Below are 23,760 nucleotides of genomic sequence, written 5' to 3'. Positions count from 1 at the left end.
ACTTTGCGAGGCGCGTATCCTCGCTGACCAGTCTGTCCAACAGTAAAAGCGGAATGCCAAAATGTCTGATCTGAAAACTGCCGCTCTCGAATATCACGCCAATCCTCGTCCAGGGAAGCTGAGTGTCGAGCTCACCAAGGCCACTGCTACCGCTCGCGACCTGTCGCTGGCCTACAGCCCGGGCGTAGCCGAACCAGTACGCGAGATCGCCCGCGATCCTGAACTGGCCTACAAGTACACCGGCAAAGGCAACCTGGTTGCAGTCATTTCCGATGGCACCGCGATTCTCGGCCTGGGTAACCTCGGCCCATTGGCTTCCAAGCCAGTGATGGAAGGTAAGGGCGTACTGTTCAAGCGCTTCGCCGGCATCGACGTTTTCGACATCGAAGTCGACTCCGAAAGCCCGCAGGCCTTCATCGACACCGTCAAGCGCATTTCCATCACCTTCGGTGGCATCAACCTGGAAGACATCAAGGCACCAGAGTGCTTTGAAATCGAACGTGCTCTGATCGAGCAGTGCGATATTCCGGTATTCCACGATGACCAGCACGGCACCGCTATCGTGACCGCCGCCGGCATGATCAACGCCCTGGAAATTGCTGGCAAAACCCTGCCGCAAGCCAAGATCGTCTGCCTGGGTGCCGGCGCTGCCGCCATCTCCTGCATGAAGTTGCTGGTGAGCATGGGCGCCAACATCGAAAACATCTACATGGTCGACCGTACCGGCGTGATCCACTCCGGCCGTGACGACCTGAACCAGTACAAGGCGGTGTTCGCTCACGCGACCGACAAGCGCACCCTGGCTGACGCCCTGCAAGGCGCTGACGTGTTCGTAGGCCTGTCCGGCCCGAACCTGCTGAGCCCTGAAGGCCTGCTGTCCATGGCGGCCAACCCGATCGTGTTCGCGTGCTCCAACCCTGATCCGGAAATCTCCCCGGAACTGGCACACGCTACCCGTAGCGACGTGATCATGGCCACCGGTCGTTCCGACTACCCGAACCAGGTCAACAACGTACTGGGCTTCCCGTTCATCTTCCGCGGTGCCCTGGACGTTCGCGCCAAGCGCATCAACGAAGAAATGAAAGTGGCTGCGGCCAACGCCCTGCGTGAACTGGCCAAGCTGCCAGTGCCTCAGGAAGTGTGCGACGCCTATGGCGGCATCAAGCTGGAATTCGGTCGTGAGTACATCATTCCGAAGCCAATGGATGCCCGTCTGATCACCCTGATCTCCGATGCCGTGGCCAAAGCCGCCATCGAGACCGGTGTGGCGACCCTGCCGTATCCGAAGAACTACCCGCTCAAAAGCGTGGATGACGTGTTCAACGGCTAAGAGCAGCCGCCCATAAAAAAACCCAGCCAAGTGCTGGGTTTTTTTATGGCTGTAGGAGCGAGCTTGCTCCGGGCGGCGTTCCGACGATGGACGTCAACGATAACGCGTGTGTTCTGAATAAGCGCGTCGCCCTTGAGTCCTTCGCGAGCAAGCTCGCTCCTACAGCTGCTCCTCTAGAACAAATCGATCGGCGCCTGTTCATCCGCTGGCAACGGGCTGCCCGGTGCCGTGCCACTGCCGATCTCGTTGACCGACGGTGGCGTATCTTCGGCCTTGAACAGCTCGAAGTAAGCACCTGGCGTGCCCGGGCTGGCTGCGCGGCCGCTGACCGGATCGACTCTCAGGCTGAGGATGCCTTCCGGCTCAGGCTGCGTATGCGGCGGTTTGCCTTTGAGTGCGGGGCCCATGTAATTCATCCAGATCGGCAGCGCGACGGTGCCGCCGAATTCCTTGCGGCCCAGGCTTTCCGGTTGATCGAAACCGGTCCATACGGTCGTCACGTAATCGGCGTTGTAGCCGGAGAACCAGGCGTCCTTGGACTCGTTGGTCGTACCGGTCTTGCCGGCAATGTCGGGGCGGCCCAGGGCCAGTGCGCGACGCCCGGTGCCGAGCTTGATCACGTCCTCGAGCATGCTGTTGAGAATGTAGGTGGTGCGTCCGTCAATGATGCGTTCGGCAACGGCGGGTGCCTGTGGCGTCGGCGTAGTACCTGGGACTTCGCCCGGCGTTACGTTGACCGTGAAGGCTTGAGGGGCCGGTGCGGCAATGCCATCGCTGGCAGCGCCGCCCTGAGGCACGCTCGGCGGGTTGGCGACGAACAGTGTGTCGCCGTTGCGGCTTTCGATCTTGTCGATGATGTACGGGGTGATCTTGTAGCCGCCGTTGGCGAAGGCGCTCCAGCCGGTGGCGATTTCCATAGGCGTCAGGGTCGCGGTGCCCAGCGCCAGGGACAGGTTGGGTGGCAGGTCCTGTTTGTTGAAGCCGAAGCGAGTGATGTAGTCGATGGTCTTGCCGACGCCCATGGCTTGCAGCAAGCGGATCGACACCAGGTTGCGCGACTTGTACAGCGCTTCACGCAGGCGAATCGGGCCGAGGAAGGTGTTGGTGTCGTTCTTCGGACGCCAGACCTTGTCCAGGTACTCGTCGACGAACACGATCGGTGCGTCGTTCACCAGGCTGGAGGCGGTGTAGCCGCTGTCCAGTGCAGCGCTGTACACGAACGGTTTGAAGCTCGAACCCGGCTGGCGCTTGGCCTGCAATGCGCGGTTGTAGTTGCTCTGCTCGAAGGCGAAGCCGCCGACCAGCGAACGAATGGCGCCGTTCTGTGGGTCCAGGGACACCAGTGCGCCCTGGGCCTGCGGGATCTGGCTGAACTTCAGCGAATTGTCCGGCTGACGCTGCACGCGAATCAGATCGCCGACCTGGGCCACGTCCGACGGTTGTTTCGGGTTGGCGCCCATGCTGTTGGTATTCAGGAACGGCCGGGCCCATTTCATGGTGTCCCAGTTCACGTGTTCCTGACCGGTGCGGGTCAGCACTTGCAGGCCGTTCTTGTCGACCAGGGTGACGATGGCCGGTTCCAGGCTGCTGATGGTGCGTTGTTTGGTCAGCTCGGTTGCCCAGGCTTCGCGAGTCTTGCCCGGCAGCCGCGACTCGGGGCCGCGATAGCCGTGACGCTGATCGTAGGTCATCAGGCCTTCGTGGACCGCGGTGTTGGCCAGTTCCTGGAGGTCGCTCGGCACCGTGGTGGTGACGCGGAAGCCTTCGGTATACGCGTCGCTGCCATAGCGTCCGACCATCTCGGCGCGGGCCATTTCGGCGATGTACGGGGCGTTCACTTCCGGAGTCGGCACGTGATAGCTGGCGTTCAGCGGCTCGTTGACCGCTGCGGTGTAGTCGGCTTCGCTGATTTTTCCGAGCTTGTACATGCGCCCCAGGATCCAGTCGCGACGCTCCTTGCTGCGCGCCGGGTTGGCCAGCGGGTTGAAGCGCGACGGCGCCTTGGGCAGGCCGGCAATCATCGCCATCTGCGCCAGGCTGACGTCGCGGATCGATTTGCCGTAATAGACCTGCGCTGCCGCCTCGATGCCGTATGCACGGTTACCCAGATAGATCTTGTTGACGTACAGCTCGAGGATCTCGTCCTTGGTCAGCTGTCGTTCGATCTGCAGGGCCAGCAGGATCTCGGTGGTCTTGCGCGAAAAGCTGCGTTCGCTGCTCAGGAAGAAGTTCTTCGCCACTTGCATGGTGATCGTGCTGCCGCCGGACTGGATGTGTCCGCTTTTGACCAGTTGGGTCGCGGCACGCATCAGACTGCTCGGATCGACGCCGTAGTGGTTGGCGAAATTGTCGTCTTCAGCACTTAGTAACGCATTGATGAAATTGGGGGGAATGTCGGCGAAACGGATCGGTGTACGGCGCATTTCGCCAAACTCTGCGATCAACTTGTTATCGCTGCTGTAGACCCGCAAAGGAATCTGCAACTGGATGCTTCTCAGCGCCTCCACGGACGGAAGCCCGGGACTAAGGTAGAGGTACGCCCCGCTCAGACCCAGAAGGAGTCCGCAGAAAACCGCGACGATGGACCAACCGAAAAACTTCAGCAGACGAATCAAGGCTTTTGGATATCCAGGGCAAAAATGAATTGGGCAACAGGGTTCAGGCTAAATGAGAACGACCCGCGCTTGAGCAAATGCGGAAAAAAACGCTGGGCATTATAAGCATTTTTCTGACCGGGAGCGTGGTTGGCGCTGCTGTCAAGACGGGCGGATTGAACGCAATGGACATTGCAGAGTCCGTAACTCACGGAAAGTCATAGGGAATCGGTAGTGCCAGGACTCTTCAACAAAAAATCCAGTACGCTGCTGGGAATCGATATCAGCTCCACCTCGGTGAAGCTTCTGGAGTTGAGCCGTCAGGGCGAGCGCTACCGGGTCGAAGCCTATGCGGTCGAGCCCTTGCCGGTTGGCGCTGTGATCGAGAAAAACATCGCTGAGCTCGAAGGCGTGGGGCTGGCCCTCACTCGCGCGCTGGCCAAGGCCAGAACCGGCCTCAAGAACGTGGCCGTGGCCGTGGCAGGCTCGGCAGTGATCACCAAGATCATCGAGATGGATGCCGGGCTTTGCGAAGACGAGATGGAAAGCCAGCTGAAGATCGAGGCCGATCAGTACATTCCTTACCCCCTGGATGAAGTCGCGATCGACTTTGAAGTCTTGGGCGCCTCCGTGCGCAATCCGGAGCGCGTCAACGTGCTGCTCGCCGCTTGCCGCAAGGAAAACGTCGAAGTCCGCGAGGCGGCCCTGACGCTGGCGGGGCTGACCGCCCGCGTGGTCGATGTCGAGGCCTACGCGCTGGAGCGCTCATTCGGCTTGCTGGCCAGTCGGCTCGCGGTCTCCGGGGAGCGTTTGACTGTCGCAGTGGTGGATATCGGCGCCACCATGACCACCCTGAGCGTGCTGCAGAACGGGCGGATTATCTACACCCGTGAACAGCTGTTCGGCGGTCGGCAGTTGACCGAGGAAATCCAGCGTCGTTATGGCCTGGCGCTGGAGCAGGCGGGTCTGGCGCAAAAGAAGGGCGGCTTGCCGGATGACTATGCCGGTGAGGTCTTGCAGCCATTCCGAGAGGCGCTGGTGCAGCAGGTATCGCGCTCGTTGCAGTTCTTCTTTGCCTCCGGCCAGTACAGCAGCGTCGACCATATCCTGCTGGCCGGCGGTACCGCGTCGGTCCCGGGGCTGGACCGTTTGGTCGAGCAGCAATTGGGCACGCCGACCCAGGTCGCGAATCCTTTTTCCGAAATGATTCTGGGCAACAAGGTCAATGGTGCTGCCCTGGCGAGTGATGCCCCGGCGTTGATGATCGCCTGTGGTCTTGCCCTCAGGAGCTTTGACTGATGGCACGGATCAACCTTCTGCCTTGGCGCGAGGAGCGGCGTGAAGCGCGCCGCAAGCGCTTCCTGCTGGTCCTGGTGGCCGTGATGGTGGGCACGATGGGCGCGGTGCTGGTCGCCAACCAGGTCATCAGTGGCGCTATCGATCGGCAAATCGCCCGTAACAATTACATCGGCAAGCAAATCGCCGTGGTCGATGAGCGGATCACTCAGATCAACGATCTCAAGGCGCGCCGTCAGCAACTGATCGAGCGCATGCGCATCATCCGGGACCTGCAAGGCAATCGCCAAATCAGTGGGCGAATGTTTGACCAGTTGGCGCGAGCCCTGCCCGACGGCGTGTATTTCACCGAAGTGAAAATGACCGGAAAGACCTTGTCCATCGCCGGAGCTGCGCAATCGAACAGCCGTGTTTCAGACTTGATGCGCAACCTCGAGGCATCAGACTGGTTCGATGCGCCGAGCCTGACTGAAGTCAAAGCGGCGGCTGCCGGTCAGGTGGAGCCGGCCAGTGTCTTCCAGTTGACCGTTCGCCAGACTCGACCCGCAGCACCGGAGGAAGGCAAATGAGGCCATCCGAATGGTTCGAAGGGCTGCGCAGGATCGACATCAATGATCTGGATACCGGCAACATGGGTTCCTGGCCGCCAGCGATCAAGTTTCTGGTGGCCGGTTTGCTCATGCTGCTGGTGCTGGCCCTTGGCTACAACTTTTCCACTCGCGACCTCGAGAGCCAGCTCGATCTCAGTCGCGAGGAAGAGTCGACACTCAAGGAACAGTTCGCTGGCAAGGCCCGCATGGCGGCGAATCTGGACCTCTACACCCAGCAGTTGAAGGAGATGGAGAACTCCTTCGGCATGCTGTTGCGGCAACTGCCCAGTGACACCGAAGTGCCCGGCTTGCTGGAAGACATCACTCGTACCGGTCTGGGCAGTGGCCTGGAGTTCGAAGAGATCAAGCTGCTGCCGGAGGTCGCCCAGCCGTTCTACATCGAACTGCCGATCCAGCTCACCGTCACCGGGGATTACCACGCCCTGGCCAGCTTTGTCAGTGGTGTGGCCGGGTTGCCGCGAATCGTTACCCTGCACGATTTCGACCTTGCCCCCGTCAGCCCCCAGGGTGGTCCGAAACTGCGCTTGAGCATCCTCGCCCGGACCTACCGCTACAGCGACAAGGGGCAGCATCAATGAGGCAGGCGCGATGTTTTTCGGTGGTGGTGTTGCTGTCTGCTCTGGCCGGTTGTGACGTCGGCGATGACTACAGCGATCTGGACGCGTACATGAACGAAATGCGCCAGCGTGGGCCGGACAGGATTGAACCAACGCCGGTATTCCGGTCTTACCCGACATTCACCTACAACGCGGCAAATCTGCGCAGCCCGTTTTCACCGCAGAGCAGTACTGATCCGGCGGCTCAACGGCGGGGCTCACGTAACGTCAAGCCCGACCCTGGTCGGGTCAAGCAATACCTCGAAGGTTTCAACATCGAGCAGTTTGAAATGGTCGGCACCCTTTCCAATGCAACGGGCTCCTATGCCCTGCTGCGCGGGGCGGGTGGGGTGCACCGGCTGAAAGTCGGCGATTACCTGGGACGTAACGACGGACGGATCGTTGCGATCAGCGGCTCGCAAGTCGATGTGGTTGAAATTGTCCCTGATGGTCAGGGCGCGTGGCTGGAGCGTCCCCGGACCATCCCTTTGAAAGAGCACTCATAGTGGAACTCGAATAATGAACAGGATTTTCGCAGCCTTCGGCCTTTCGCTATGGATAGCGTTGTTGTCGCCGATGGTACAAGCGGCCAATCTCAAGGCGCTGGATGTCGCTGCGCTGCCGGGAGACCGTGTCGAGTTGAAGTTGTCGTTCGATGAGCCGCCCCCGGTGCCCCACGGCTACACGACGGAATCACCAGCCCGGATTGCGCTGGATTTGCCCGGTGTCGCCAGTCGGTTGGCCAGCAAGACTCGCGATCTCGGCAGTGGAAATGCCCGTAGTGCAACGGTGGTGGAAGCCGGAGACCGTACGCGATTGATCATCAACCTGGCCCAGCCGGCCCCGTACGACTCGCGAATTGAAGGCAACAATTTGCTGGTGGTAGTCGGGCAGGGTGTCAAGCCGTCGGCATCCAGGTCGGCCGCCACGGCAATGCCGGTTCCGGCGCGAGCCGCAGTAACCACAGGCAAGTCCATTCGGGGTGTGGATTTTCAGCGAGGCACACAGGGCGAAGGCAATGTGGTGATCGACTTGTCGGATCCAGCGATGGCGCCCGATATACAAGAGCGCGAGGGCAAGATCATCGTCGGGTTTGCCAAAACCCGATTGCCTGAGCCGTTGCGCGTGCGTCTGGATGTGAAGGATTTCGCCACACCGGTGCAGTTCGTCAATGCCAGCGCGAGTGGAGATCGAGCCATCATCAGCATTGAGCCTGGTGGCGCGTTCGATTACTCGACCTATCAGGCCGACAGCAAGCTTACGATCAGCGTTCGCCCGGCGACGGTCGACAACCTGCAAAAGCGCAATGCCGGGCAGCATGCCTACAGCGGCGAGAAGCTTTCGCTGAATTTCCAGGACATCGATGTGCGTTCGGTGCTGCAACTGATCGCCGATTTCACCAACCTCAATCTGGTGGCCAGCGACACTGTGCAGGGTGGCATCACGTTGCGCTTGCAGAACGTGCCTTGGGATCAGGCGCTGGATCTGGTGCTGAAAACCAAGGGGCTGGATAAGCGCAAGGTCGGCAATGTCCTGCTTGTTGCGCCGGCCGATGAAATTGCTGCCCGTGAGCGTCAGGAGCTGGAATCACAGAAGCAGATTGCCGATCTGGCGCCGTTGCGTCGGGAACTGTTGCAGGTGAATTACGCCAAGGCGGCGGACATCGCCAAGCTCTTCCAGTCGGTGACCAGTGCCGAAGCGAAATCCGACGAACGGGGGTCGATCACCGTCGATGAGCGCACCAACAACATCATTGCCTACCAGACCCAGGACCGGCTTGACGAGCTGCGCAGGATCGTCACACAGCTGGATATCCCTGTGCGTCAGGTCATGATCGAGGCCCGGATCGTCGAAGCCAACGTCGACTATGACAAAAGCCTCGGGGTGCGCTGGGGTGGTTCGATACAGAACAAGGGTAACTGGAACACCTCCGGCGTCAGCAATGGGGTCAATGGGTCGTCGACCATTGGCACGCCCGGCAGTACCAGCACCAATTCACCGTTCGTCGACATGGGCGCGGCCAATAACACCTCGGGAATCGGCATCGCGTTCATCACCGATAACGTCTTGCTGGACCTGGAGCTGACGGCGATGGAAAAAACCGGCAACGGCGAAATCGTCTCGCAACCCAAGGTGGTCACGTCCGACAAGGAGACCGCCAAAATCCTCAAGGGCACCGAGATTCCCTATCAGGAAGCCAGTTCCAGTGGTGCGACTTCGGTGTCGTTCAAGGAAGCTTCGCTGTCACTGGAAGTGACACCGCAGATCACGCCCGATAACCGGATCATCATGGAGGTCAAGGTGACCAAGGACGAACCGGACTTCCTGAACAAGGTCCAGGATGTGCCGCCCATCAAGAAAAACGAAGTCAACGCCAAGGTCCTGGTCAACGATGGCGAGACCATCGTCATTGGCGGCGTTTTCTCAAATACTCAGAGCAAGGTCGTAGATAAGGTGCCATTTCTTGGCGATGTGCCGTATCTTGGCCGCCTTTTCCGGCGTGATGTGGTTTCGGAGAAAAAATCCGAGCTGTTGGTATTCCTCACTCCGCGTATCATGAATAATCAGGCGATTGCTGTGAGTCATTGATTCTGTGCGAAATTTGATTCTTGTTGGACCGATGGGTGCTGGAAAAAGCACCATCGGCCGGTTGCTGGCCAAAGAGCTGCGCCTGCCATTCAAAGATTCCGATAAGGAAATTGAATTGCGCACGGGCGCCAATATCCCTTGGATCTTCGATAAAGAAGGCGAACCGGGCTTTCGTGATCGCGAGCAGGCAATGATTGCCGAGCTGTGCGATTACGACGGTGTGGTGCTGGCGACAGGTGGGGGCGCGGTCATGCGCGAAGCCAATCGTCGGGCACTGCATGCCGGTGGGCGGGTGGTTTATCTGCATGCCTCGGTCGAGCAGCAGGTCGGCCGCACGGCCCGCGACCGCAATCGGCCATTGTTGCGTACTGCCGATCCGGCCAAGACCCTTCGGGATCTGTTGGCGATCCGCGATCCGCTTTATCGGGAAATTGCCGACCTGGTGGTCGAAACCGATGAGCGGCCGCCACGAATGGTCGTACTCGACATTCTAGAGCGCCTGCAGCAGTTGCCACCCCGTTAAAGCGCCGCGCGAAATGCGCTATCCTCGGCGTCCCGCCATGACTGCTCAAGGTTGTGGCGGATGGCTACCGAACGGCGTCACACCAGCAGAGGCCGTAGATATTCGTTAACTCAGGGCAGGATGCCTGATTCATCTTCACTGTGGGGACACATGCAGACACTCAAGGTCGATCTAGGCGAACGCAGCTACCCGATTCATATTGGCGAAGGTTTGTTGGATCAGCCTGAGCTGCTGGCCCCGCATATTCGCGGACGGCAAGTAGCGATCATCTCCAACGAGACTGTTGCGCCGCTCTATCTCGAGCGTCTGACCCGCAGCCTGGCGCAGTTCTCGGTGATTTCCGTGGTGCTGCCCGACGGCGAAGCCTTCAAGACCTGGGAAACCCTTCAACTGATTTTCGACGGCCTGCTGACCGCCCGGCATGATCGCCGCACCACGGTGATCGCCCTCGGTGGCGGTGTGATCGGTGACATGGCCGGCTTTGCCGCCGCCTGCTACCAGCGCGGCGTCGATTTCATCCAGGTTCCGACCACGCTGCTGTCGCAAGTCGACTCTTCGGTGGGCGGCAAGACCGGGATCAACCACCCGCTGGGCAAGAACATGGTCGGCGCCTTCTATCAGCCGAACGTGGTGCTGATCGATACCGCCAGCCTCAATACCCTGCCGGCGCGCGAGCTGTCCGCCGGATTGGCCGAAGTCATCAAGTACGGGCTGATCTGTGATGAGCCGTTCCTGACCTGGCTCGAAGACAACGTCGACCGCCTGCGCAACCTGGATCAGCAAGCCCTGACCTATGCCATCGAGCGTTCCTGCGCGGCCAAGGCGGCGGTGGTCGGTGCCGATGAGAAAGAAACGGGCGTGCGTGCCACGCTGAACCTGGGCCACACTTTTGGCCACGCCATCGAAACCCACATGGGCTATGGTGTATGGCTTCATGGTGAGGCTGTGGCTGCTGGCACTGTAATGGCGCTGGAAATGTCCACGCGACTCGGCTGGATCAGCGAGCAGGAGCGCGATCGCGGCATTCGTCTGTTCCAGCGTGCGGGGCTGCCGGTCGTTCCGCCAGAAGAAATGACAGAAGCCGATTTCCTCGAACACATGTCCATTGATAAAAAAGTGATCGACGGTCGTTTGCGCCTGGTGCTGCTGCGCCACATGGGTGAAGCGGTGGTGACCGACGATTATCCGAAAGAGGTTCTACAGGCCACGCTGGGGGCAGACTACCGCGCCCTGGCTCAGCTTAAAGGTTAATAAGAACACGATGACTAGTTTGCATGCCGACGAGGCTTTCCTCGGCCATTACCAGTTGAGTCACGACCCTTTTGCTCCACGGGTGCCTGGCTTCAAATTTTTCCCGGCCCAGCGCAAGCCCGTGCTGGGACAATTGCATCACCTGGCCCGTTACAGCCAGTTGCTGCTGGTGGTCACCGGCCCCGAGGGCAGTGGCAAGACCCTGTTGCGTCAGGCCCTGGTCGCCAGCACCAACAAGCAATCGGTACAGAGTGTGGTGGTTTCTGCCCGCGGCGCCGGCGATGCGGCCGGGGTATTGCGCCAGGTGGCCCAGGCGCTGAACGTCGGCCAGGCTGATGTCGACGCTATTCTGGCGCAAGTGGTGCAGCTTGCACTGACCGGGCAAGAGGTCTATCTGCTGGTCGATGACGCCGAACAGCTCGACGAGTCCGCCCTTGAGGCGCTGATGACCCTGGCTGCCGGCGCGCCTGAAGGCCGTCCGCATGTGTTCCTGTTCGGTGAATCCTCGATGATTGCTCAGCTTGATGCTTTGCATCTCGAGGAAGAGCGTTTCCATGTCATCGAACTGCAACCCTACACCGAGGAAGAAACCCGCGAATATCTGGAGCAGCGGCTTGAAGGCGCCGGTCGCGGTATCGAACTTTTCACCGCAGATCAGATCTCTGATATTCACGAAAGCTCCGAAGGCTGGCCTGGCAGCATCAACCAGGTGGCCCGCGATGCAATGATCGAAGCCATGATCGCCAGCCGCACAGCGGTCAAGCGTCCAAAAATGGGGTTCAATATGCCGAAGAAACACGTATTGGCGATTTCCGCTGTTGTCGTGGTCGCGGTAGCGGCCGCCTGGTTGATGCCGGGTCGCAACAAGGCACCGACCACGGGTGCACCGGCCAACGAGCAGGCGCAACTGCCGCTCGGTCAGGGGCAGCCAGCAGCGAATGGCGGTGCTCCTGCCGTCGAATTCGCCGGCAACACGCAACCGATGCCGTTGCCGTTGGTCGGCAACTCGCAACCGGTCATGCGCGGCCCACTGGCTGAAGCGGCAGGTGGCATTACCGAGGGTGACGATGGTGTGCCGGTCGAAGGCTCCAGCGCTACACCGCCGACGGTGACCACCACTGCGCCGCCTGTGGGCGTCCCTGCCGGCCCTGCGCCAACGCCAGCCGCCAAGCCGACCCCCGCGCCGACTCAGGTCGCCACCGCCAAGCCAGCGCCTGTTCCGGCGCCTGCTCCAGTGGCCAAGCCTGCACCAGCGCCAGCCAAGCCAGCCGTTGCTGCGGCGACCAAGCCTGTCGAGAAACCGGCTCCGGTGGCCAAGGCTGCTGGCGGTACCTGGTACGCCGGTCAGGCGCCGGGCAACTACGTGGTGCAAATCCTCGGCACCAGCTCCGAAACTGCCGCACAAAGCTTCGTCAAGGAGCAGGGCGGCGAGTACCGTTATTTCAAGAAAGTCCTCAATGGCAAGCCGCTTTACGTGATCACCTACGGCAACTTCGCCAATCGTGATGCAGCCGTTTCCGCCATCAAGGCCTTGCCAGCGAAGGTTCAGGCTGGTAAACCTTGGCCTCGCACTGTCGCCAGCGTCCAACAGGAACTGGCAACAACTCGCTGAAGATTCGGCGGCCTTACCCAGGCCGCCTCTCCAAGCACCTCAAAATTTCTACAAGTGCGCGCTGCCCTCCGGGCCGCGTGCCTTGTGGTGTCTGCGTCACAGTAGTCTTTGAGTCGTTGCGGTCAAAATTAAAAAAAGTTTTGACTAGCACAGCAGATCGCTTTAAACCTTTCACAAATGCGACATAGATTTGCGACATTTCGTCGTCAAATTTGTGAGGCCAAGTGTCGGTGTGTACAATGACCTCCCTTTTGCCCCCGCAAAGCTGGCGAACGTTCAGCGTGGATGGCAAGTGGTTGAATTGAAAAGAAATTTGCCTCGATCAGAGGCAGCCTGGTGAGAAAGTGTCTATGAAAGCAGGTCTGTACCAACCAGATGAATTCAAGGATAACTGCGGTTTCGGCCTGATAGCCCATATGCAGGGCGAGCCCAGTCATACCCTTTTGCAAACGGCCATTGAGGCCCTGACCTGCATGACCCACCGCGGTGGGATTAATGCCGACGGCAAGACCGGTGACGGTTGCGGTCTGCTGATTCAAAAACCGGACGTGTTCCTGCGAGCCATCGCCCAGGAAACCTTCGGCGTCGAAATGCCCAAGCAGTACGCTGTAGGCATGGTTTTCTTCAACCAGGACCCGGTCAAAGCCGAAGCCGCTCGCGAGAACATGAACCGCGAGATCCTGGCCGCCGGCCTGCAGTTGGTCGGCTGGCGCAAAGTGCCGATCGACACCAGCGTCCTCGGCCGCCTGGCCCTTGAGCGCCTGCCGCAGATCGAGCAAGTGTTCATCGGCGGTGAAGGCCTGAGCGATCAGGACATGGCCGTCAAGCTGTTCACCTCCCGTCGTCGCTCGTCCGTGGCCAACGCCGCCGACGTCGATCACTACGTGTGCAGCTTTTCGCACAAGACCATCATTTACAAAGGCCTGATGATGCCGGCGGATTTGACCGCCTTCTATCCGGACCTGAGCGATGAGCGCCTGCAAACCTCGATTTGCGTGTTCCACCAGCGCTTCTCCACCAACACCCTGCCGAAATGGCCGTTGGCCCAACCGTTCCGCTTCCTGGCGCACAACGGCGAGATCAACACCATCACCGGCAACCGCAACTGGGCCGTGGCCCGTCGCACCAAGTTCACCAACGACTTGATGGACCTGGAAGAACTCGGCCCGCTGGTCAACCGTGTCGGTTCCGACTCCTCGAGCATGGACAACATGCTGGAGCTGATGGTCACCGGTGGCATCGACCTGTTCCGTGGTGTGCGGATGATCATTCCGCCTGCGTGGCAGAACGTCGAGACCATGGACCCGGACCTGCGCGCGTTCTACGAATACAACTCGATGCACATGGAGCCGTGGGACGGCCCGGCCGGCGTGGTCATGACCGACGGTCGCTACGCGGTATGCCTGCTCGACCGTAACGGTCTGCGTCCGGCGCGTTGGGTCACCACCAAGAACGGCTTCATCACCCTGGCCTCGGAAATCGGTGTCTGGAACTACCAGCCTGAAGACGTGATCGCCAAGGGCCGCGTTGGTCCGGGCCAGATCTTTGCCGTGGACACCGAAACCGGTCAGATCCTCGACACCGACGCGATCGACAACCGTTTGAAGTCCCGTCATCCGTACAAGCAATGGCTGCGCAAGAATGCCCTGCGCATCCAGGCGACCATGGAAGACAACGACCACGGTTCGGCGTTCTACGATGTCGACCAGCTCAAGCAATACATGAAGATGTACCAGGTCACGTTCGAAGAGCGCGATCAGGTGCTGCGTCCGCTCGGCGAGCAAGGCTACGAAGCCGTGGGCTCGATGGGCGACGATACGCCGATGGCCGTGCTGTCCCAGCGCGTGCGCACGCCATACGACTATTTCCGCCAGCAGTTCGCGCAGGTCACCAACCCGCCGATCGACCCGCTGCGCGAAGCCATCGTCATGTCGCTGGAAATCTGCCTCGGTGCCGAGCGCAACATCTTCCAGGAGTCGCCGGAACACGCTTCGCGCGTGATCCTCAGCTCGCCGGTCATTTCACCGGCCAAGTGGCGCTCGCTGATGAACCTCGATCGTCCGGGCTTCGAGCGCGCGATCATCGACCTCAACTACGACGAAAGCGTCGGCCTGGAAGCGGCAATCCGCAACGTTGCCGATCAGGCTGAAGAAGCCGTGCGCTCCGGTCGTACCCAGGTCGTGCTGAGTGACCGTCACATCGCCCCGGGCAAGTTGCCGATCCACGCCTCTCTGGCTACCGGTGCGGTGCACCATCGCCTGACCGAAAAGGGCCTGCGCTGCGACTCCAACATCCTGGTGGAAACCGCAACCGCACGCGATCCGCATCACTTCGCCGTGTTGATCGGTTTCGGCGCCTCTGCCGTTTATCCGTTCCTGGCTTATGAAGTGCTGGGCGACCTGATCCGTACCGGTGAAGTGCTGGGTGACCTCTATGAGGTGTTCAAGAACTACCGCAAAGGCATCACCAAGGGCCTGCTCAAGATCCTGTCGAAGATGGGCATCTCGACCATCACCTCCTATCGCGGAGCACAACTGTTCGAAGCGATCGGCCTGTCCGAGGAAGTCTGCAACCTGAGCTTCAAGGGCGTACCGAGCCGCATCAAGGGTGCGCGTTTCGTCGACATCGAAGCCGAGCAGAAAGCGCTGGCCACCGAAGCCTGGAGCCCGCGCAAGCCGATCCAGCAAGGCGGTCTGCTGAAGTTCGTCCACGGTGGCGAGTACCACGCCTACAACCCGGACGTGGTCAACACCCTGCAGGCCGCTGTGCAGCAGGGCGACTACAGCAAGTTCAAGGAATACACGTCGCTGGTGGACAACCGTCCGGTGTCGATGATCCGCGACCTGCTGAAAGTCAAAACCCTGGACACGCCGCTGGACATCAGCGAAATCGAACCGCTGGAGTCGGTGCTCAAGCGCTTCGACTCCGCCGGTATTTCGCTGGGCGCCCTGTCGCCGGAAGCTCACGAAGCCCTGGCCGAAGCCATGAACCGCCTTGGTGCGCGTTCCAACTCCGGTGAAGGCGGCGAAGACCCGGCGCGCTACGGCACCATCAAAAGCTCGAAAATCAAGCAGGTTGCCACCGGTCGTTTCGGTGTAACCCCGGAATACCTGGTCAACGCTGAAGTGCTGCAGATCAAGGTCGCCCAAGGCGCCAAGCCAGGCGAGGGCGGTCAACTGCCCGGCGGCAAGGTCAACGGCCTGATCGCCAAGCTGCGTTATGCAGTGCCGGGCGTGACCCTGATTTCGCCGCCGCCGCACCACGACATCTACTCGATCGAAGACTTGTCGCAGCTGATTTTCGACCTGAAACAAGTCAACCCGCAGGCGCTGGTGTCGGTGAAGCTGGTAGCGGAAGCAGGCGTCGGCACCATCGCCGCAGGCGTGGCCAAGGCCTACGCGGACTTGATCACCATCTCCGGCTACGACGGCGGTACCGGTGCATCGCCGCTGACCTCGATCAAATATGCGGGCGCTCCGTGGGAACTCGGCCTGGCCGAAACCCACCAGACCCTGCGCGGCAACGACCTGCGCGGCAAAGTCCGGGTACAGACCGACGGCGGCCTGAAAACCGGCCTCGACGTGATCAAGGCGGCCATCCTCGGCGCTGAAAGCTTCGGCTTCGGCACCGCGCCAATGATTGCCCTGGGCTGCAAATACCTGCGTATCTGCCACCTGAACAACTGCGCCACCGGCGTGGCGACCCAGAACGAGAAGCTGCGCAAGGATCACTACATCGGTACCGTCGACATGGTGGTGAATTTCTTCACCTACGTCGCCGAAGAAACCCGTGAGTGGCTGGCCAAGCTGGGCGTGCGCTCCCTCGAAGAGCTGATCGGCCGGACCGATCTGCTGGAAGTTCTCGAAGGCCAGACCGCCAAGCAGCATCACCTGGACCTGACCCCGTTGCTGGGCAGCGACCACGTACCGGCGGACAAACCGCAGTTCTGTGGCGTAGACCGCAACCCGCCGTTCGACAAAGGCCTGCTGGCCGAGAAAATGGTCGACATGGCCACCTCGGCGATCAACGACCTGAGCGGCGCCGAGTTCGCCCTGGACATCTGCAACTGCGACCGTTCCATCGGTGCGCGGATCTCCGGCGAAATCGCGCGCAAGCACGGCAACCAGGGCATGGCCAACGCGCCGATCACGTTCCGCTTCAAAGGCACGGCCGGGCAGAGCTTCGGCGTGTGGAACGCCGGCGGCCTGAACATGTACCTGGAAGGCGACGCCAACGACTATGTCGGCAAGGGCATGACCGGCGGCAAGCTGGTGATCGTTCCGCCAAAGGGCAGCGTCTACCGTACCCAGGACAGTGCCATCATCGGTAACACCTGCCTGTACGGCGCCACCGGCGGCAAGCTGTTCGCCGCCGGCACCGCGGGTGAGCGCTTCGCTGTGCGTAACTCCGGTGCCCACACTGTCGTGGAAGGCACTGGCGATCACTGCTGCGAGTACATGACCGGTGGTTTCGTCTGCGTATTGGGCAAGACCGGTTATAACTTCGGCTCTGGCATGACCGGCGGTTTCGCCTACGTGCTCGACCAGGACAACTCCTTCGTTGACCGGGTCAACCACGAACTGGTGGAAATCCAGCGGATCAGCGGCGAGGCGATGGAAGCCTACCGCAGCCATTTGCAACGCGTGCTGAACGAGTACGTCGAGGAAACCGACAGCGAGTGGGGTCGTGAACTCGCCGAGAACCTCGATGATTACGTGCGCCGTTTCTGGTTGGTCAAGCCAAAGGCTGCCTCCCTGAAATCGTTGCTTTCCAGCACCCGTGCCAACCCGCAGTGATATGCGCCTGAAGAGTTTGATGAGGTTTTAAAATGGCTGAACGTCTGAATAATGACTTCCAGTTCATCGAGGTCGGGCGCAAGGATCCGAAGAAGAAACTGTTGCGTCAACGCAAGAAAGAGTTCGTGGAAATCTACGAACCGTTCAAACCCCAGCAGTCGGCCGACCAGGCCCACCGCTGCCTGGGTTGCGGTAACCCCTATTGCGAATGGAAGTGCCCGGTGCACAACTTCATTCCCAACTGGCTCAAATTGGTGGCCGAGGGCAATATCCTCCAGGCCGCCGAGCTGTCGCACCAGACCAACACCCTGCCGGAAGTCTGCGGCCGGGTGTGCCCGCAGGACCGTCTGTGCGAGGGTGCCTGCACCCTCAACGACGGCTTCGGCGCGGTGACCATCGGTTCGGTGGAGAAGTACATCACCGACACCGCGTTCGCCATGGGCTGGCGCCCGGACATGTCCAAGGTCAAGCCGACCGGCAAGCGTGTCGCGATCATCGGCGCGGGCCCGGCGGGCCTGGGCTGTGCCGACGTGCTGGTGCGCGGCGGCGTGACCCCGGTGGTGTTCGACAAGAACCCGGAAATCGGCGGTCTGCTGACCTTCGGCATCCCTGAGTTCAAGCTGGAAAAGACCGTGTTGAGCAATCGTCGCGAAGTCTTCACCGGCATGGGCATCGAGTTCCGCTTGAACACCGAGGTGGGCAAGGACGTGACCATGGAGCAACTGCTCGAAGAATACGATGCCGTATTCATGGGCATGGGCACCTATACCTACATGAAGGGCGGCTTTGCCGGTGAGGACCTGCCGGGCGTCTATGACGCGCTGGACTTCCTGATCGCCAACGTCAACCGCAACCTGGGCTTTGAAAAGTCGCCGGAAGATTTCGTCGACATGAAAGGCAAGAAGGTAGTGGTACTCGGTGGTGGCGACACGGCGATGGACTGCAACCGTACTTCGATCCGCCAGGGCGCCAAGTCGGTGACCTGTGCCTATCGTCGTGACGAAGCGAACATGCCGGGCTCGCGCAAAGAGGTGAAGAACGCCAAGGAAGAAGGCGTGAAGTTCCTCTACAACCGCCAGCCGATTGCCATTGTCGGTGAAGACAAGGTCGAAGGCGTGAAGGTGGTCGAGACCCGTCTCGGCGAACCGGACGCCCGTGGCCGTCGCAGCCCTGAGCCGATCCCGGGCTCCGAAGAGATCATCCCGGCCGACGCCGTGGTCATCGCTTTCGGTTTCCGCCCGAGCCCGGCGCCGTGGTTCGAGCAGTTCGAGATCCAGACCGACAGCCAGGGCCGCGTCGTGGCACCGGAGCAAGGTCAGTACAAGCACCAGACCAGCAACCCGAAAATCTTCGCCGGTGGCGACATGGTTCGCGGGTCTGACCTGGTGGTGACGGCGATCTTCGAAGGCCGCAATGCGGCGGAAGGGATCCTGGATTACCTGGGCGTCTAACCGCGATCCTGAGCTGAAATGCAGTAAAGCTGTGGGAGCGGGCTTGCTCGCGAAGAGGGAGTGTCAGTCGACAGATTTTTTGTCTGACACACCGAATTCGCGAGCAAGCCCGCTCCCACATTGGTTTTGTGGTGTTGCGAAGACCGGTGTTTCTCCGCGATAAATTGACCCGATAGACAAAAGGCTGACCTGCATTCGTGCCTTTTGCGTCTAGCTCTGAGAAAATGCCCTCACTTTTTTTCCGGATGCCGACATGACTGCCCTGAAGAACGACCGTTTCCTGCGCGCCCTGCTCAAGCAACCCGTAGACGTCACCCCTGTGTGGATGATGCGTCAAGCCGGTCGCTACCTGCCTGAATACCGCGCCAGCCGCTCCAAGGCCGGCGACTTCATGAGCCTGTGCATGAACCCGGCGTTCGCTTGCGAAGTCACGATGCAGCCGTTGGACCGCTATCCGCAACTGGACGCGGCCATCCTCTTTTCCGACATCCTGACCATCCCCGATGCCATGGGTCAGGGTCTGTACTTCGAAAGCGGCGAAGGTCCGCGCTTCAAGAAAGTCGTCAGCACCCTGGCCGACATCGAAGCCCTGCCGATTCCCGATCCGCAGAAAGACCTGGGTTACGTGATGGACGCGGTCAGCACCATCCGCCGAGAACTGAACGGCCGTGTGCCGCTGATCGGCTTCTCCGGCAGCCCATGGACACTGGCCACCTACATGGTCGAAGGCGGCTCGTCGAAAGACTACCGCAAGACCAAAACCATGCTCTACGACAACCCGCAAGCCTTGCACCTGCTGCTGGACAAGCTCGCGCAGACCGTCACCAGCTACCTCAACGGACAGATCATGGCCGGCGCGCAAGCGGTGCAGATCTTCGACAGTTGGGGCGGCGCCCTCTCGGCGGCGGCGTACCAGGAGTTCTCCCTGGCCTACATGAAGAAAATCGTCAGCGGCCTGATCCACGAGCACGAAGGCCGCAAGGTGCCGGTGATCCTGTTCACCAAGAGCGGCGGCCTGTGGCTGGAAAGCATCGCCGACGCCGGTGCTGATGCACTGGGCCTGGACTGGACCTGCGACATCGGCAGCGCCCGCGCCCGTGTCGGCGACAAGGTCGCACTGCAAGGCAACATGGACCCGGCCGTGCTCTACGCCAAACCGGAAGCCATTCGCGCTGAGGTCGGGCGCATTCTGGCCAGCTACGGCAAGGGCAGCGGCCACGTGTTCAACCTCGGCCATGGCATCACGCCGGAAGTCGACCCGGAACATGCTGGCGCCTTCCTGCGTGCCGTGCATGAGTTGTCGGCGCAGTATCACGAGTGATCAGCACCCAATAAAAACGCCCGGCAAATGCCGGGCGTTTTTGTATGCGCAGATCGAAATGTGGGAGCGGGCTTGCTCGCGAAAGCGGTGTGTCAGTAACGAAGATGTTGACTGACAGGACGCCTTCGCGAGCAAGCCCGCTCCCACAGGGTTCTGTCTATACCGTTACACCACTTAAAGGCGGCAGTTTTGCCAGCTTCAATGCGATCAGCAGCGCAATCACCAGCAGCGTGCCGATAAACAGCCCGATGCCGTTCCAGCCACCCAGATGCCAGAACACCCCACCCGCCGTGCCTGCAATACTCGACCCGGCGTAGTAGCTGAACAGGTACAGCGACGAAGCCTGCCCCTTGGCCTTGGTGGCGCGGCGGCCGATCCAGCTGCTGGCTACCGAATGGGCGCCGAAGAAGCCGAAGGTGAACACCAGCATGCCGATGATCACCAGCGGTAGCGGCGTGAACATGGTCAGGGCCAGGCCGGCGATCATCAGTGCAATGGTGCTCCAGAGCACTTTGCGTCGACCGAGCTTGTCGGCCAGGGCGCCGATTTTCGCCGAGCTGTAGATGCCTGACAGGTACACCACCGAGAGCATCCCGACGAACGCCTGTTCCATGTGATACGGCTCGGCCAGCAGGCGATAGCCGATGTAGTTGAACAGTGTGACGAACGCACCCATCAGCACAAAGGCTTCGAGGAACAGCAGCGGCAGGCCGGCGTCGCGAAAGTGCATGGTGAAACCGTCGAGCAGGCTGCGCGGGTGCAGCGAGCGGGCGCGGAAGTTGCGCGACTCGGGGAGGATTTTCCAGAACACCGCCGCCGCAATCAGGGCCAGGCCGCCGATCACCAGCATTGCCGTGTGCCAACTGACGAAGTCGATCAGCACTCCGGTAATCAGGCGCCCACACATCCCGCCAATCGCGTTACCGCCGATGTACAGCCCCATCGCCAGACCGATGTGTTGCGGGTGGATCTCTTCGCTCAGGTAGGTCATGGCGACCGCCGCCAGGCCGCTCAATGACAGCCCCACCAATGCCCGCATCGCCAGCACCGCGTGCCAGCTCGGCAGCATCGCACTGGCAACGGTGCACAGGGCGGCGGCGAACAGCGCGGCGACCATCACCGGCTTGCGCCCGACGCGGTCGGAGATCGGCCCGGTGATCAGCAGGCCGAAAGCGAGCATGCCGGTGGCCACGGAAAGGATCAGGCTGCTTTGTGCTGCGTTGATGGAATATTCGTGGGACAACAGCGGCATCATCGGTTGTACGCAGTAGAGCAGGGCGAAGGTCGCGAAGCCGCCGCAGAACAGTGCCAGCACGGTGTGCATGAACGCCGGCGTGCCTTTTTCGATGTAGATCTCTTTCAGTTCGACGACGGCATCGTCCAGTGCGGCGGGAGGAGCTACTTGAGCAAGCGGGGCGGAAGCGGTTTTCACGGTGGACCTCGGAGGAGCGCAGCCGGTCAGGCAATGAAAAAAGCATATAGCTGGCTAATGATTCAATCCAATATATTGTTCGACCTGTTTGATAGCTTCTACGACCTAATGAGGTTTTCATGGAATTGCGTCATCTGCGCTACTTCATCGCCGTCGCCGAAGAACTGCACTTCGGCCGCGCCGCACAGGTGCTGGGCATCTCCCAACCACCGCTGAGCCAGCAGATTCAGGCGCTGGAACAGGAAGTCGGCGCCCGGCTGTTCGAGCGTACCAATCGTCGGGTCGAGCTGAGCGAGGCTGGTCGGCTGTTTCTGGAAGAGGCGCGACTGGTGCTGGCGCAGGTCGACAAAGCGGCGGATGTCGCGCGACGGGCGCAACTGGGTGAGTTGGGTGAGCTGAAAATCGGCTTCACCTCGTCGGCACCTTTCAACTCGACCATTCCTCAAGCGATCTTCTCATTCCGCCAGCGCTTCCCGGCGGTACACCTGAACCTGCGGGAAATGAGCAGCACCCAGGTGGCCGATGCGCTGGTGGACGAGTCGATTGAAGTCGGGATCATGCGCCCGCTCGGGTTGCCGGACTGCCTCAGCGTGGTCGAGCTGATGCGCGAACCGCTGGTCGCGGTGCTCAGCTCCAAGCATCCGTTGGTAGAGGGCAGCGAGGAGGGCTTGTTCCTGTCAGCCCTGGCGCTTGAGCCCTTTGTGTTTTTCCCTCGCAGCTATGGCAGCGGCTTGTACGCCCAGTTGCTCAGCCTGGCGCGGGATGCCGGTTTCAACCCGCACTTCGCCCAGGAGGCCGGTGAGGCGATGACCATCATCGGGTTGGTAGCGGCGGGGCTCGGTGTGTCGGTGCTGCCGGCTTCTTACCAGCGGATGCGCATTGATGGCGTGGTTTATCGACCGCTGCTGGATCCGGCAGCGGTGTCAGCGGTTTGGCTGGTGCAGCGCAAGGATCAGAAGTCGGCGATGGCCAAGGCGTTTGTGGAGTTGTTGACGCGTAAGCTGACGCCTTGATACTCAATATTATTGAATAGTGGCCTTTAGCCTTTTCCAGATCGGACGATAACCATTTCTGTATTCATCAAACTATGGAGAAACAGGATGTTCAAGCAATTAACCTTCACCGCTTTGCTGGCATTGACCGCTCTGACTGGTGGTTGTGCTTCGGTAAAAATGGCGGATGAAAGCCAGGACGCTCAGGCCAAAACATTCCAAGTGGCCCCGGATAAAGCTCACATCTACGTTTATCGCAACGAAAGCATGGGTGCTGGCGTGAAAATGCCTGTGGCGCTGAACGGCAAGCCTGTAGGAGAGACCGTCGCCAAGTCTTATCTGATGCTGTCAGTCCCGGCCGGTCAGCAGACTTTGGTGTCTTCCGCGGAAAACGATTCGGAACTGAAACTCACCGCTGAAGCTGGCAAAAACTACTTTGTCTGGCAGGAAGTAAAAATGGGTTTCATCAAGGCGCGTAACAGCCTGCAAGTCGTCGACGACAAGACCGGTCGCGCTGGCGTTGCCGAAAGCAAGCTGATTCAGGCTCAGTAAGCTCCATTTCGAGCAGAACTCTCCTTGCTGCCGAAACTCTCCGCGCGGCGTTCCGACGATGGGCTAAAGAACGCCGCGTGTATCCAGGAAACACGCGTCATCGTTAACGACCATCGCGAGCGAGCTCGCTCCTACAGAAGATCAGAAGCTTTACCACTGTTTGTGGGACATTTCTGAACTGTCCCGGACAGGCTACAGCGCCTTGCGGCGCTGCCTACAACTACTCCAGAATCCGCCGGTTTGTGCGTTTCGAGGGCCATCGCTAACTTGATTCGGGTCACTGATGGTCAGTGATCGGGTTTAGTAGCCCGTACCTCGACGAGGCGCATTTGCGCTCCTGATAGGCAGGTATGTCCATACCTGCCCTTGACGGTAGCTGTGCGCAGGGCGCCTTCGTGCGCGCCGGCTTCGTCGGGGCCCGGTCTACTAACCTGCGTACAGCTGCCACCCTTTTGATCAGTAGCGATTCGGTGTGGCCGCCACTTTCAGGACGCTGAATCATGACCCATACGCCAAAGCCACCGGATACCGATCCGGACGCGCCACATCGGCCCAGCCCAATTTTTCTCGTCGCCCCCGATATCGACAACCACACCCTGCTGGAATACGCCTGCGTGTCGCTGGCATCAGCCAATGTCATGGCCAGTGACTTCGCCAGAGACCTGAAGGGCTCGCAGGGCCACACACTGTTGGGGATTCAGCAGTCGATCATGCTGAGTGAACTGGCGGTGAATCGGGTGCTGGATAACCTCGATCCACCGTGATCGTCCGGGGCGGCGAGAACCCTTGTAGGAGCGAGCCTGCTCGCGAAAAA

Annotated in this window: 17 protein-coding genes; 15 read left to right on the top strand and 2 right to left on the bottom strand. The window is 60.5% G+C overall.

Translation table 11 applies throughout. From position 1 onward, the window contains the following. Positions 1–61: 61 nt before the first annotated feature. Positions 62–1,330 carry a malic enzyme-like NAD(P)-binding protein gene (locus ACEN8Q_RS21365; RefSeq protein ID WP_008017023.1) on the top strand — a complete coding sequence of 423 codons (1,269 nt, stop codon included), beginning with the start codon at positions 62–64 and terminating at the stop codon, positions 1,328–1,330. Positions 1,331–1,503: 173 nt separating this feature from the next. Here the strand turns inward: ACEN8Q_RS21365 and ACEN8Q_RS21360 are convergent, their stop codons facing one another. Next, positions 1,504–3,942 carry a penicillin-binding protein 1A gene (locus ACEN8Q_RS21360; RefSeq protein WP_413705515.1) on the bottom strand — a complete coding sequence of 813 codons (2,439 nt, stop codon included), beginning with the start codon at positions 3,940–3,942 and terminating at the stop codon, positions 1,504–1,506. Positions 3,943–4,158: 216 nt separating this feature from the next. Here ACEN8Q_RS21360 and ACEN8Q_RS21355 point away from each other — a divergent pair, with 216 nt between their 5' ends. The 11 genes from ACEN8Q_RS21355 (at position 4,159) to hemE (ending at position 19,970) form a co-directional block, all read left to right on the top strand. Next, positions 4,159–5,223, top strand: a complete 1,065-nt coding sequence (locus ACEN8Q_RS21355) for a pilus assembly protein PilM (protein ID WP_413703709.1) — start codon at positions 4,159–4,161, stop codon at positions 5,221–5,223. Next, a complete protein-coding gene (locus ACEN8Q_RS21350) occupies positions 5,223–5,789 on the top strand; it encodes a PilN domain-containing protein (RefSeq protein ID WP_413428445.1) in 567 nt (188 codons plus the stop codon). The genes ACEN8Q_RS21355 and ACEN8Q_RS21350 overlap by 1 nt, the downstream gene beginning before the upstream one ends. Next, a complete protein-coding gene (pilO, locus tag ACEN8Q_RS21345; protein ID WP_413703708.1) occupies positions 5,786–6,409 on the top strand; it encodes a type 4a pilus biogenesis protein PilO in 624 nt (207 codons plus the stop codon). The genes ACEN8Q_RS21350 and pilO overlap by 4 nt, the downstream gene beginning before the upstream one ends. After that, entirely contained in the window at positions 6,406–6,933 is a 528-nt protein-coding gene (locus ACEN8Q_RS21340; protein ID WP_413703707.1) for a pilus assembly protein PilP, read from the top strand. Before pilO ends, ACEN8Q_RS21340 begins: the two co-directional genes overlap by 4 nt. Positions 6,934–6,946: 13 nt before the next feature. After that, the gene (pilQ, locus tag ACEN8Q_RS21335; protein ID WP_413703706.1) at positions 6,947–9,016 is read left to right on the top strand and encodes a type IV pilus secretin PilQ; all 2,070 of its coding nucleotides are present in this window, start codon (positions 6,947–6,949) and stop codon (positions 9,014–9,016) included. Between the two features lie 4 nt (positions 9,017–9,020). After that, entirely contained in the window at positions 9,021–9,539 is a 519-nt protein-coding gene (gene aroK / locus ACEN8Q_RS21330) for a shikimate kinase AroK (protein ID WP_015093141.1), read from the top strand. A 150-nt stretch (positions 9,540–9,689) separates the two neighbouring features. Further along, positions 9,690–10,790, top strand: a complete 1,101-nt coding sequence (gene aroB, locus ACEN8Q_RS21325) for a 3-dehydroquinate synthase (RefSeq protein ID WP_007989324.1) — start codon at positions 9,690–9,692, stop codon at positions 10,788–10,790. A 10-nt stretch (positions 10,791–10,800) separates the two neighbouring features. Then, entirely contained in the window at positions 10,801–12,402 is a 1,602-nt protein-coding gene (locus tag ACEN8Q_RS21320) for an AAA family ATPase (RefSeq protein ID WP_413703705.1), read from the top strand. Positions 12,403–12,752: 350 nt separating this feature from the next. Beyond that, complete coding sequence (gltB, locus tag ACEN8Q_RS21315) at positions 12,753–17,198, top strand: glutamate synthase large subunit (protein ID WP_413428714.1); 4,446 nt, start codon at positions 12,753–12,755, stop codon at positions 17,196–17,198. Between the two features lie 32 nt (positions 17,199–17,230). After that, on the top strand, positions 17,231–18,649 hold the full coding sequence (locus ACEN8Q_RS21310; RefSeq protein WP_007975602.1) for an FAD-dependent oxidoreductase: 1,419 nt from the start codon (positions 17,231–17,233) through the stop codon (positions 18,647–18,649). Positions 18,650–18,902: 253 nt separating this feature from the next. Further along, complete coding sequence (gene hemE / locus ACEN8Q_RS21305; RefSeq protein WP_413428713.1) at positions 18,903–19,970, top strand: uroporphyrinogen decarboxylase; 1,068 nt, start codon at positions 18,903–18,905, stop codon at positions 19,968–19,970. Between the two features lie 157 nt (positions 19,971–20,127). Here the strand turns inward: hemE and ACEN8Q_RS21300 are convergent, their stop codons facing one another. Further along, entirely contained in the window at positions 20,128–21,402 is a 1,275-nt protein-coding gene (locus ACEN8Q_RS21300) for an MFS transporter (RefSeq protein WP_413703704.1), read from the bottom strand. Between the two features lie 119 nt (positions 21,403–21,521). On the opposite strand from ACEN8Q_RS21300, the gene ACEN8Q_RS21295 reads away from it, so the two are divergent. The 3 genes from ACEN8Q_RS21295 to ACEN8Q_RS21285 all read left to right on the top strand — a co-directional run bounded on the left by ACEN8Q_RS21295 (position 21,522) and on the right by ACEN8Q_RS21285 (position 23,710). Next, complete coding sequence (locus ACEN8Q_RS21295) at positions 21,522–22,415, top strand: LysR substrate-binding domain-containing protein (protein ID WP_413423137.1); 894 nt, start codon at positions 21,522–21,524, stop codon at positions 22,413–22,415. Between the two features lie 87 nt (positions 22,416–22,502). Beyond that, positions 22,503–22,946 (top strand): DUF2846 domain-containing protein, encoded by a 444-nt coding sequence (locus tag ACEN8Q_RS21290; protein WP_413423139.1) that lies wholly within the window; start codon positions 22,503–22,505, stop codon positions 22,944–22,946. Between the two features lie 500 nt (positions 22,947–23,446). Next, positions 23,447–23,710 carry a DUF6124 family protein gene (locus ACEN8Q_RS21285; RefSeq protein WP_413703703.1) on the top strand — a complete coding sequence of 88 codons (264 nt, stop codon included), beginning with the start codon at positions 23,447–23,449 and terminating at the stop codon, positions 23,708–23,710. Positions 23,711–23,760 lie beyond the last annotated feature (50 nt).

The sequence above is a fragment of the Pseudomonas sp. Pseusp16 genome, from assembly GCF_047324915.1.
In the GTDB taxonomy this organism is placed as follows: domain Bacteria; phylum Pseudomonadota; class Gammaproteobacteria; order Pseudomonadales; family Pseudomonadaceae; genus Aquipseudomonas; species Aquipseudomonas fluorescens_CD.
Note: the sequence above shows the minus strand (reverse complement) of the source record. Positions and strands in the feature narration are given on the sequence as shown.